General features: G+C 53.4%; 11 protein-coding genes. All 11 read left to right on the forward strand.

What is annotated here, in order from left to right; all coding sequences use genetic code 11:
* Nucleotides 1-66 precede the first annotated feature (66 nt).
* Nucleotides 67-318, forward strand: a complete 252-nt coding sequence (locus tag KI610_RS10690) for an acyl carrier protein (RefSeq protein WP_226494961.1) — start codon at nt 67-69, stop codon at nt 316-318.
* Between the two features lie 59 nt (nt 319-377).
* Nucleotides 378-1,142, forward strand: a complete 765-nt coding sequence (locus KI610_RS10695; protein WP_404827398.1) for a hydrolase 2, exosortase A system-associated — start codon at nt 378-380, stop codon at nt 1,140-1,142.
* Entirely contained in the window at nt 1,139-1,984 is an 846-nt protein-coding gene (locus KI610_RS10700) for a hydrolase 1, exosortase A system-associated (protein ID WP_226494963.1), read from the forward strand. Before KI610_RS10695 ends, KI610_RS10700 begins: the two co-directional genes overlap by 4 nt.
* Nucleotides 1,977-3,638 (forward strand): asparagine synthetase B family protein, encoded by a 1,662-nt coding sequence (locus tag KI610_RS10705; RefSeq protein ID WP_226494964.1) that lies wholly within the window; start codon nt 1,977-1,979, stop codon nt 3,636-3,638. Before KI610_RS10700 ends, KI610_RS10705 begins: the two co-directional genes overlap by 8 nt.
* Nucleotides 3,639-3,884: 246 nt before the next feature.
* Complete coding sequence (locus KI610_RS10710; protein ID WP_226494965.1) at nt 3,885-5,060, forward strand: DegT/DnrJ/EryC1/StrS family aminotransferase; 1,176 nt, start codon at nt 3,885-3,887, stop codon at nt 5,058-5,060.
* Nucleotides 5,061-5,080: 20 nt separating this feature from the next.
* A complete protein-coding gene (locus tag KI610_RS10715) occupies nt 5,081-6,316 on the forward strand; it encodes a glycosyltransferase (RefSeq protein ID WP_226494966.1) in 1,236 nt (411 codons plus the stop codon).
* 19 nt (nt 6,317-6,335) lie between these two features.
* Nucleotides 6,336-7,382, forward strand: a complete 1,047-nt coding sequence (locus tag KI610_RS10720; protein WP_226494967.1) for a GNAT family N-acetyltransferase — start codon at nt 6,336-6,338, stop codon at nt 7,380-7,382.
* Nucleotides 7,379-8,347 (forward strand): glycosyltransferase family 2 protein, encoded by a 969-nt coding sequence (locus KI610_RS10725; RefSeq protein WP_226494968.1) that lies wholly within the window; start codon nt 7,379-7,381, stop codon nt 8,345-8,347. The genes KI610_RS10720 and KI610_RS10725 overlap by 4 nt, the downstream gene beginning before the upstream one ends.
* 56 nt (nt 8,348-8,403) lie before the next feature.
* A complete protein-coding gene (locus KI610_RS10730) occupies nt 8,404-9,876 on the forward strand; it encodes a lipopolysaccharide biosynthesis protein (RefSeq protein WP_226494969.1) in 1,473 nt (490 codons plus the stop codon).
* Nucleotides 9,873-11,111 carry a glycosyltransferase family 4 protein gene (locus KI610_RS10735; RefSeq protein ID WP_226494970.1) on the forward strand — a complete coding sequence of 413 codons (1,239 nt, stop codon included), beginning with the start codon at nt 9,873-9,875 and terminating at the stop codon, nt 11,109-11,111. Before KI610_RS10730 ends, KI610_RS10735 begins: the two co-directional genes overlap by 4 nt.
* Nucleotides 11,108-12,439 carry a glycosyltransferase family 4 protein gene (locus KI610_RS10740; RefSeq protein ID WP_226494971.1) on the forward strand — a complete coding sequence of 444 codons (1,332 nt, stop codon included), beginning with the start codon at nt 11,108-11,110 and terminating at the stop codon, nt 12,437-12,439. Before KI610_RS10735 ends, KI610_RS10740 begins: the two co-directional genes overlap by 4 nt.
* Nucleotide 12,440: the final 1 nt, after the last annotated feature.

Raw genomic sequence — 12,440 nt, forward strand, 5'->3', positions numbered from 1 at the left:
TCACAGTCGAAATGGCATTCTCCCCCTATAATTCAGCCTCTGATTCTGATGTCGTAGGAGCTTGGCTTGAATACCGAAAAAGAAATATTGTCATTGCTGGATGAAATCCTCAGTCTAAACGGCCGTTCGGCCGCATTCTCTCTGGACACACCCTTGCTCGGCGCCATTCCAGAACTGGATTCGATGGCCGTGGTTGCTTTGCTGACGCAGCTTGAGGGACGATTCGGTTTTGGGGTCGATGATGATGAAATCGATGGCGCAACGTTCGCCACGGTTGGCTCGCTGGTCGAGTTTGTTGATCGCAAATTGGCAGTCTGAGGCGAGTAGCAATAGTGCGGCCATTTTTCCTTGAGGGCCCGGCTGGCCATCGTTTCTGTATGCACTATCCGGCGCTCGGTGGTGATGCGCGAGGGGCAATTCTCTATGTGCACCCTTTCGCCGAGGAAATGAATAAATCCCGCCGGATGGCAGCCCTACAGGCGCAAGTATTCTGCAAGGCCGGGTTCGAAGTATTGCAAATTGACCTGTTGGGTTGCGGCGATAGCTCGGGGGATTTCGGTGATGCTGGTTGGCAGAACTGGATCGATGATATCCAGTTCGGTTACGACTGGATAAGGCAGCGAACCAAGCAAGCAATCACGCTGTGGGGGTTGAGAACGGGTTGCCTATTGGCTGTCGAGGCGGCGAAAGTGCTGCCTGAAAAAGTGAATTTGCTGTTGTGGCAACCGTCCTTTTCTGGAAAGCAATATTTGACGCAATTCATTCGTTTGAAAGTGGCCAGCGAGATTGCATCTGGTCAGGCAAAAGGGGTTGCCGAGGCATTGCGCCAGCAATTGTCCGCCGGCGAAAAGATTGAGGTTGCCGGTTATGTTGTGGCGCCTGCGCTTGCTCAGGGCCTTGAGTCGGCCGAGATGCAACTCGATACACTGGCCGTGGGAAATATCGCACTGCTGGAACTCACGACTCGCGGGTCGGTGGAGTTGTCGCCGATTGCTCAGCGAAAGGTTGTTGATTGGCAATCACTGGGTTGGCAGGTGAACAGCCAGGTTGTTCAAGGCCCCGCCTTTTGGCAAACCGCTGAAATTGAAGATGCACCGAATCTTTTGGCGGCCAGCTTGGCGGCGGTGGAATCCTGGCAATGAACTACTCTGAGTCCGCCATCGTCTTTTCGTGTTCTGGCGAAAGCCTGGTTGGCATCCTTGCGCAACCAGCAGTGGCCAACAAAACCGGCGTACTCATCGTGGTCGGTGGCCCCCAATATCGCGTGGGTAGCCATCGCCAATTTTTGCTGTTATCCCGGGCGCTGGCCGCGCAGGGGTATCCGGTCATGCGCTTCGACTATCGCGGTATGGGCGACAGTACCGGTGATCTGAGGGGGTTCGAGCATATTTCAGTCGATATTGGAGCGGCGATCAATTCCTTTCTGGAAAGCTCTCCGGGCGTTGAACGGGTCGTGCTTTGGGGGCTTTGTGATGCTGCTTCGGCGTCGCTGTTGTATCTCGATGCGACATCAGATCAGCGGGTCGCCGGCCTGATTCTGCTGAATCCCTGGGTCCGCTCCGAGGCCAGTCTGGCCAAAACGCATGTCAAGCATTACTACGGCCAACGGCTTTTTCAGGCTGATTTTTGGAAAAAACTGCTGTCCGGGCACCTGAATATTGGCAGGGCGTTGGCAGAACTGTCGAGTAAGATTGGTCTGGCTACCACACAGGTTAATGCCAAGCCGGTAGCGGTGTTCCAAGAGCGCATGGAGCGAAGCCTGAAAAACTTCAACGGACAAGTGCTGCTAATTCTCAGCAGCAACGATTACACTGCTAAGGAGTTCCTCGAATATGCTGCTTACTCCGAGGTATGGTGCGGTTTTCTTTGTAGCGGTAGCTTGACACGCCACGACACAGCGGGCGCCGATCATACATTTTCTTCGCAGTATTGGCGGGAAACTGTGGAAAATGCTACTGTTCATTGGTTAATGCGTTATGAATAAGACATCGCTCCGGATTTCTGCATCAGGCCTCGCCTTGGGGACTGCGCACTTCAAGGACGGCGCCCTAGCAGCGCTCGCAGTACGTGATGGTGCGCTTGTTGCTTGGCAAGAGGCATATGCGCGCTATGGTACCGCGGCACCTGCGCATGTTGCTGGCGATTTCGCCGTCGTACTGGAAACGCGCGAAGGGGGGCGCTTCGTCGCTATTGACCGTTTTGCCATTCAGACACTCTGCTATCGAGTGGTCAACGGCGAACTTCTCGTCGCGCAACGTGCTGACGGGCTAGGGGCAAGCAATCTCGATCCGCAGGCCATATTCGACTATCTCTACTTTCACGCTATTCCCTCGCCGCGCACCATATACAAGGGTGTATTTCGGCTACCGCCAGGACACTACGCGCTATTTGAAGGTGGTAAGCTGACTGTCCGACCGTATTGGGTGCCGCAGTTCGAGGAAGGCCAAGGCGAATCGTTTGCCGACCTGCGCGAGGAGTTCCTCGGTATTCTGAAGAACTCCATTGCCTGTCGTATCGAACCTGATCGTACAGGCTGCTACCTTAGCGGCGGCACGGACAGTTCGACAGTTTCGGGTATGGTCGCTCAAGTCACTGGTCAGCCGGCCGAGACCTATTCGATCGGCTTCGATGTGCCGGGCTACGACGAGATGGAATATGCGCGCATCGCTGTACGACATTTCGGCAGCCATCACCACGAGTACTACGTTACTCCAGACGACTTGGTCAATGGCATACCCTTGGTTGCTGCCAGCTACGACCAGCCTTTCGGCAATTCGTCGGCAGTGCCGGCCTACTACTGCGCTCGCCTTGCGAAGCAGGACGGCATCGACAAATTGCTTGCCGGCGATGGCGGTGACGAGTTGTTCGGCGGCAACACTCGCTACGCCAAGCAGCGCATATTCGGTATCTACGACAGCCTGCCGAGCCTGCTGCGCAAGGGGGTGATGGAGCCCATCATTGACACCGGACTGTTCGATCGCATCCCCCTAGTCAAGAAAGGTGCAAGCTATGTGCGCCAGGCTCGTGTTCCGATGCCCGATCGTATGCAGACGTACAATCTACTGATGAGGCTGGGCCTCGACCAAATTTTCACGCCCGACTATCTTGCCAGTATTGATATCGACGAACCGCAGCGCCAACAGCGGGACGTCTACGCCGCCTGTCCAGATTCTGCCTCGCTGGTCAACAAGATGCTCGCCTACGACTGGCGCTACACGCTCGCTGAGAACGACTTGCCCAAAGTGATTGGTTCAGCCACCCTCGCCAATGTCGGCGTGGGATTTCCATTTCTCGACGACCGTGTCGTCGACTTCTCGCTCAAGCTGCAGACGTCCTACAAGCTCAAGGGCCTCAAATTGCGCTGGTTCTTTAAGGAAGCGCTGCGCGACTTTCTGCCCGAGGCGATCATTGCCAAGAAGAAGCATGGCTTCGGCCTACCCTTCGGTCCTTGGGCAGTGAATCACTCTGGCCTAAACAAGTTGGCCAGAGATTCGCTGCACGGCCTCGGCGACCGCGGCATCGTCAGGCAAGAGTTCGTCCACACTCTGCTTAACGAACACCTGCCGTCCCATCCAGGCTTCTACGGTGAGTTCGTCTGGGTCATGACGATGCTTGAGCAGTGGTTGCGATCCAAATAGGGCAATGATTTTTTTGTCATATAGAGTCATCACCTCTCAGATAGTGCTTGCAGCTCTGTCCGGTGCGTATTTCATCACCTTCCGTCACACGCTATCGCCACGGCCAATGGTGGAGGGGGGCGCAGTGGCTCTCATACCCCGCCTGTGCTTTGATCACGCATTGCTGCTTTATTTCTATTACCGTTTCCTTCGCTACGATGGCGTTGATGAAATTAACACGCGCTACCAAGTGGTGGTTACCCCCAAATGCTGCAATTGAGCAAACCTGATCGTCCCATCCCTCGCCTGCCAGTCTTCGGTTGGGATACCTTTTCCGGGACAAAAGCCTCTGCTATGCCGAGTGTTCTGGATGCGAAATGTGTTTTATATACGACCAGTGGGCGAGCGTCGATTTTCCAGGCGTTGAGAGCACTCAATATCTCAAGTGCTTCCTCTGTACTGGTACCGACCTACCATTGCCCAACAATGGTAGCGCCTATTGTTGCCTTGGGCGCTTTACCGATATTTTGCCCGATCGATTCTAGCGGCCATATTCCGGTAGATTCAATATTGAAGCTCGCAAGAGCGGACACTAAGGCGATTATCGCGCCTCACTTCTTTGGGCTGCCGCAGCCAATGGGTAAATTGAGACAATGGTGCGATGAAAATGGAGTCGCCCTAATCGAAGATTGCGCTCATGCCTTATTTGGAAAGGCTGGCAGTCGCAATATCGGGGCGTGGGGCGACCTCGCTATCGCAAGCCTAACGAAGTTTTTGCCTGTGTCTGAAGGCGGATGCCTCATTTGCAACCATACGACCCCTGGATTCATAGCTCTGCAGCAGCACAGCACTATCAGTCAGATCAAGGCTGCATTGGACATCATTGAAGAGGGGGCGCGCTTTGTAGCGATGCCAGGATTGAATTATTTCGTGAATGGCTTGTTCGCCTTGAAACGACGTTTAAGAAGGACTTCGGGCACGCCTGAAGATCCAACAGTTCGTAATTTTATGGAGGAAAAAGAACGCCTTGGCGCAATCAACCCACGCTTAGCAGATACACAGATGGCTTACGCGTGCCAATGGATTGCACTCCATGCGGCAAGGCAACGAATTGTTTCCAACCGTCGCCACAACTACGCATATTTGGCCGAGGCGCTTTCAAATTCGCCACATTTTCGCCCGCTCCTGCGGCAATTGCCACGCGATTGCGCGCCTTACGTATTCCCGCTTTGGGTAGAACACCCTGATCCTGCATACCTGATACTGCGCGAACGTCGTATCCCAATTTTTAGATGGGACCGCTTGTGGAATAGCACGCCAGTGATTCCCGGAGACGTGGGCAAAGCCTGGTCCCATCATGTATATCAACTTGTTTGTCATCAGGACTTGCGTCAGGAAGAGCTTGATTTGATCGTCGCCAATCTATGGGAGCTCTTGGGGTGAGTTCATCACCACGCAATGTGATGATGATCGCCTACCATTTTCCCCCATTGGTCGGTAGCAGTGGCATCCAGCGCACCCTGGGGTTTGCTCGCGCTCTACCTGCGCTAGGCTGGCAACCTGCGATACTATCCGCTCATCCTCGTGCCTACGAGCAAGCCAGACCAGAGCAACCGGGTAGCTTGCCTGACAGCCTTCAGGTTCATCGCGCTTTTGCGTTGGATACCTCGCGCCATCTTGCGTTTTTCGGCCGCTATCCGCTTTCCATGGCGCTTCCCGATCGCTGGGTCACTTGGCTGCTCGGCGCCATACCTGCGGGTCTTGCCATGATCTGCCAACTCAAACCGGCTGTGCTCTGGAGTACCTATCCGATTGCAACGGCACACCTGATTGGTTATTGGCTCGCGCGAGTGAGCGGCTTGCCTTGGGTCGCCGATTTCCGCGATCCGATGGCACACGAAGGCTACCCGCCTGATCAACGTGCCTGGCAGAGTTTCCTGAAAGTTGAGCAACGTGTCTTTTCCCGCGCTAATCTCTGTGTCTTTGCAACTGAAGGTGCTGCCCAGCTTTACCGTAAGCGCTATCCACGGGCAGCCGACCGCATTCGTGTCATCGAAAACGGCTACGACGAAGCCGACTTTGTTGCCGCCGAAACCAATCTGACCAATACCCCACTGAATCCTGGAGCCTTTACTCTACTTCACAGCGGCATCGTCTATCCGGAATGGCGCAACCCGATTCACCTGCTGCAAGCAATTCGGCAACTCCTTGACGTCGGCAGAATTGACCCCGCCAGCTTTCGCCTGCGCTTTCGGGCCCCGGTCCACGATGCGTTCTTGAAAGAACAAATTGTAAAATTGCAACTGGAACAGTTGGTGGAAATTTTCCCTTCTGTTCCCTATCAGGATGCTCTGGCCGAAATGATCAGGGCTGACGGACTTCTTGTACTGCAATCGGATGGCTGCAACGACCAGATTCCCGCCAAGTTCTACGAGTATATCCGTGCTGGTAGGCCGATCCTCGCATTGACCGATTCGGCAGGCGATACGGCTGAAGCTATGCGTAAGTTTGGGCTCAATAACATTGCACCCCTCGACTCACCGTCGGCCATTACCGATCGACTCGCGATATTTCTACAGCAGGCCCGTAGTGGGCAGATACCTCCCATTCCCACCAACATGCTGAGGCAAGCATCTCGTCATGAACGAGCAACCTTGCTGGCTATAATGCTCAATGCAGTCTCCTGTTCAACAGCATGAAACACTCACACGACGATCAATGATCTGGCAAATCTACCCCATCTCACGCTTTCCAGATTTTCACAACGTTTGGGATGACCTGATCGCAAAGGTTATCCCGGTTCCTTTTCTCGAAAGTGGTTTCCTGCAACCGCTCCTCGATGAATTCGCTAGCGGCAACGAAATTCTGGCTATTTCAGGGACTGGAACAAACATACAGGCTGCCACTATTTTGTGTCGTGCTCGCCTAGGCATCTGGCAAACATTCCAGCCATCGCAACTCCCACTTGGGCCATGGATTGCGCAGCCAGGTTGCGACCTGATCGCGCTGACACAGTCACTGATCAAGGCTTTGCCGGGTTTTGCCCTCGGGGTGGGTATTACCCAGATTGACCCTAACCTTGTAACTCGCCCACCCGCTACAGTGGGTACGAATACGCTCGACTACATCGACACGGCCTGGGTAGATGTCGAAGGTGATTTCGACACTTACTGGAACGCCCGTGGCAAAAACCTGCGTACCAACGTTCGGAAGCAGCGCACCAAGCTCGAAACCGATGGGGTCGCCGCAACACTTGAATGCATCGTCCAACCAGAGCAAATTGCCGCAGCGATGTCCGATTACGGCATTCTCGAAAATGCGGGCTGGAAAGCAGAAGGCCGCACCGCTATCCATCCGGATAATGCTCAGGGGCGCTTTTACCGCAAGATGCTGGAAACCTTCTGCGCCGAAGGCAGGGGCCGCATCTACCGCTACCGATTCGATGACAAAACTGTAGCGATGGATCTCTGTGTTCAGGCCGGTGACACCATCGTCATTCTCAAGACCGCCTACGACGAAACCTACAAGTCCCTCTCCCCCTCAACGCTGCAGCGCTACGAGCAATTCAAGCAGATTTTCGAAGCCCGCAACCTACGCCGCATCGAGTTCTACGGCAAGATCCTGGAATGGCACACGCGCTGGACGCATAACGCGCGCACCCTATATCACGCAAATATTTTCCGCTGGCAGGTACTGGCTCAAATCCATCAGTGGCGCACAAAGCCTAAACAAGACCAAAGTATGGTCTCCGCCTCTCTGTCATGACTACGCCCAAGATAGCCGTCATCATCCCGTTCTTTCAAAGAGAAAGCGGCATACTCGCGCGCTCCTTGCTTTCCATCAGTAACCAAGGCTACCCCACTGAAGCTCTCTATGTCATCGTTATTGATGATGGTTCGCCGGTATCCGCCGAAGGTGAATTGGTTGCTCACCCGGTTCCCGACGGTTTGCGCGTCAAAGTCATCCGTAAGGAAAATTCCGGACCTAATGAAGCGAGAAATACAGGACTCGAAAATCTGGAACCGGATACAGACCTGGTTGCCTACCTTGATTCAGACGATGAATGGATCGGTGAACATATTCCCCGAGCCATCAAAGCGCTCTCGTCCGGTTACACAGCCTATTTTGCCAACCTCTATCACTTGGGCGACAACATTGCGGAATTCGAAAAAGCCAAACGGGTACGACCCGCAGATCACCCCATCGTGATAGGTGACCCGACGCTACGCGAATATCATGGCGATATGATTCACCAGATTTCGGCCGCCAACATCATATTCATGCCCTCTTTGGTCATCGATGCCAAGGTTTTGGGGGCAGCCCGCTTCCCGATGGCCCATCGGCATGGGGGAGGCGACTATCTCTACTGGATGGATCTGATTCAGCATGGTGCCAAGTTTGTTTTTTCAACACAGCCAGAAGTTCGTTGCGGAAGTGGCATCAATATGTGGTACGGCAGTGGCTGGGGGACGGACGGACTGGCAAAGCGGATTCTCGACGAAGCGCGCTTCCGCTACACCGTTTTCAACCGCTACGCAAAAGCGCCGGATACGCGCAACGTGCTATGGCACCGGATAACCGAATTGCATGTATTGATGCTGCAGGATGCTATCCATCGGCTGCGCCATCGCAAGCCTGTTGATTGGCCATTGATCCGGCGTTTTTACAGAGAGGTTCCGCCCAGCAGCAAAATGCTATTGATGCTTGCAAAGCGCCTTGTGCGGCAATAACCCATTTGCCAAGCATTGCAATGTGCATTCAACACCAACCAAGGGAGTGACTCGCAATGGAAGAAGGTAATAGGCTATCCATTCGCGGGGCGCTGCTCTGGTCCTTTGCTGAGCGCTATACCAGCTTGATTGCGACTGTCGCCAGCACGATGATCCTGGCACGCTTGCTCACGCCTGCACAGGTCGGCGTGTTTTCGCTCTGCGCCGCTGTTGCGGCAGTTGCAAGCATCCTGCGCGATTTCGGCATCAGCGAATATCTGATTCAGGAAAAGCAACTGACACGTGAAAAGCTGCAGGCGGCCATGGCTTTGGCCATGATTACGGCTTGGTCTATCGCCGCAGGTATCCTGCTTTGCCGTACAGCAATCGCCAACTATTATGCAGAACCGGGCGTCAGCGAAGTACTGGCTGTATTGTGCATCAATTTCTTCATATTGCCCTTTGGATCACCAGCTTTTGCGTTGCTCAACCGCGAATTGGCATTTCGGAAGGTCTATGCGGTCCAGACAATCAGTGGCTTGGCAAGCGCGATTACCTCGGTCTCCCTAGCCTATCTTGGGCACGGTTTCATGAGCTTGGCCTGGGGCACCGTCGTTAACATTTCATGTCAGAACGTCATTCTGGCCTTTCTGCGACCGCGCGATTCGTTTGTCATGCCCAATCTCAAGGAGGCCAGATCGGTCCTCCGCTACGGCAGCATGTATGTTGCCTCGCGCGTCATAGAAACCATCAGCAATAATTCGCATGAGTTCATCATAGCTAAGAAACTGGGGTTTGAAACGGTTGGCCTGTTCAGCCGGGCACTCGGCCTGCTTGAGTTGTTCTATACAAACTTCACATCTGCGATCCTGAGAGTAACAACCCCGATTTTTGCGAGCGACCATCGCGTTGGGGGCGATCTGCACGCCCGCTACGCGACCAGCACTGCCATGATTACTGTCATTGCCTGGCCCTTTTATGGCTACGTGGCCTTGATGGCCAACGACATCATCTCGGTACTGTTCGGACACCAGTGGGCGTTTGCAGCACCCATTGCCAGCGTGTTAGCGCTGACCAGATTACCTGGGAATCTCACCACCCTGGGACCTAGCTTCCTTGCTGCAACAGGTCATGTCAAAAAACGCCTCAAACTCACACTCATTAGCGCACCGGTGCACATCATTGCTGTGTTGATTGCCAGTCACTGGGGACCCGTTGCTATTGCGGCCGCATTTGGTCTTTCAAGCCTGGTTTCCGTGTCCATCTATCTGAAACTGTTGCCGCGTTTGATGAACTGTCGGATCAGCCAGTTGTTTGCCGGTTCAGGCAAGAGTCTGGTTGTCGCCGTAGTCTGTGTCGCTGCACAGTTTGTGGCGCAAGAAGTTTGCCATGCCAATCAACTCAATTCACCGGTTTCGTTAGTCATTGTAGGATTACTGGCTGCAATCTCCTGGTTAATCGCTATAAGTATTTTGAAACATGATATGTATTTTGAGTTGCTCCGCCTGAGAGATTTCAAGTCATCGATCCTGGGAAGAAGAAATACATGATCAAGACGGTCGCTTATGTCCTACGATCTTTCCCCGAGCCAAGTGAAACCTTTATCGCTGATGAAGCGGTCTCGTTACTTGCTTGCGATATCAAGGTTTGTATATTGCATTTATTTGCAGGCAACAAGTCAATCATTCATCCTTCTGCCCAAACCCTCCTTGAAAAGGCACAGGTTCGGCTGATTGAACCTGTTAGCATGCTTGTCATGCTCGCTTTCCTAGTACGGTGGTCGGTCGTTTCACCCGTTCGAACGCTGCGCACGCTTCTCATGGTCATCCGGCACCCCGCACGCTGGTGCTATTTCCAGGCATTGGCTCCGGCATGGTGGTGCCAGCAGAAAAAAATCGACTTTCTACATGCGCACTATGCCGATATCAATTTCCAGTATGCTGCCGCGATGTCTGCCTGGAGCGGGATTCCCTATGGTGTAACGACTCATCGATACGATATTTTTGAAAATCCATTAGGTATTGATCAAGCCTCGAAACTATTTAACCAAGCCAATGCAGTTGTAACCATCAGCGAATACAACCGGAAATACATGTGCGATACCTATGGTCTTGCAACCAACGACATTGTAATCGTTCATTGCGGCATCGACCTGGATCGATTCGCATACACCGAGCATGCACCGCTGAAAACCCATCAAGTAATTCGCCTGCTCAACGTCGGCCGTCTATACCCTGAAAAAGGACAGGATGTGCTGCTGCATGCTCTGGCTGAAGTGGAAAAACGAGGTATCCTGTTTCAACTCGACATCATCGGCGGGGGACCGATGCTGGAAGAACTGCAGGCATTGTCCAGAAAATTGGGGATTGAAAAGCGTGTCCATTTTCACGGTGCTCAGCCAGAGGCATTCGTTAGAAATATGCATGCCGAGTCCCATGTCTTCGTCCTGCCCTCCCGCTCCGAAGGGCTACCGGTCGCCTGCATGGAAGCCTTGGCACTAGGCACGCCAACGATTGCTACCCGCATTACTGGCATCCCCGAATTGATAATTGATGGCGTTAGTGGTTTGCTGGTCGAACCTGAAAACGTGAATGATCTTGCCAACGCTTTCTGTCGTATTCACGACAACCCTTCGCTGCTTGAGCAATTCAGAGCAGCGGGCAGGGAAGCTGTCACCTGTGAATTTGATCGTCGTGAATGCACACACCAGTTGATTGATCTATGGAGCAACGCTAGACATCTGCTTCACCCCATTGATGCTACTCATACAAAGGTATCCCCATGAACCTAGTGGGCCGTTTTCAGGAAATCGCCAATAATATCCAGCACTGCCGTTGGGATCGCCAAAGGCACCAGCAACTGCAGCACTGGGCAAAAACACGCTATCAATCAGCTTCGCGGGCATGTGTGACTAGGTCACCGCATCTGATTTTTCTTTGCGAGGAGTTCTTTCATCCCGAATTAAGGGGCTTTGGAGGATTCGGGAAAACGGTAAAGAACATTACGGATAACCTGGATTCACCCAGTCATGAACTGAAAGGTGGAGTTGCATATCCACCCGCGGTAACTACTATCCAAACCCCTGAATGCAGGGAATACCATGGCGCCCCGGTCGTTATGCGACCTTACGAAAATCCGCCAAGCGAAGCCACCCTGAATCGTTATGCAGATCTGTTGGTCGAGTTACAGCCACGACTCATGTTGTCCATTGACTGGTATCCAAGTTATGAAGTTCCCATACACGCCTTGCCCGACACCCCTCTGATCGTCTGGATTCACGACCCACGCGACAGGGAGGAGTGGGAAAGGATTGCAGCCGTACCCGATGAATTGCGCTTTCGAGGTGTGGCATCTGCAGCCGATCTCGTTGCGCTGACTCATGAAAAAGAGCAATCGATCAAGCGTCTGTTTGCATTACAGCGCAAATTGCCAAGGAAAATTGCTTTTGCCACGACCGCCCGCTCGTTGATACCACGCGCGGAGCGCACCTACGGCATTGGCCCGATAAATGCGCACTGGTTGCCGAACCCGATCGACATACCCCCTCTCGATACTGTCGAACAGACCGAGCGGCCGTCCTTGCTCTATCTGGGCAGGCTGGATGCCGTCAAGCGCCCATGGATTGCATTCGAACTGGCCCGCCGCCATCCCGACGTCGACTTTCTGATTGCCGGGCAGGCAAACAACGCGGAGCTGATGGCGCCTTGGCTTGCGCGCTACCAGCATCTACCCAACCTGAAATTGCTTGGTCACGTCGATGGTGAAGCGAAAGACCGGTTGCTGCGAACCTGTTGGGCATTGCTGAACACGAGTGTTCACGAGGCTGAGCCGGTCAGCTTTCTTGAGGCATTTTCTTATGCTAAGTGTGTGATTGCTTGCCATGACCCGGACAATGCGGTATCGAATTTTGGTTACTATACAGGCGAAATATTGGGCGAAGGGCTTGATGAGCATGCCCTGCAGAGCTATAGCCAACAAATTAATCTTTGCCTTCAGGGCACCCAGGAACGGCTACACAGAGGGCAAAGCGGCAGGGACGAGATGTTACGCAACCACACCTTCGAAAGCTTCGTCAAACATCTGTCTTGTATCATGAACACAGAATTAATCTGAG

The organism is Ferribacterium limneticum (assembly GCF_020510565.1).
In the GTDB taxonomy this organism is placed as follows: domain Bacteria; phylum Pseudomonadota; class Gammaproteobacteria; order Burkholderiales; family Rhodocyclaceae; genus Azonexus; species Azonexus limneticus_B.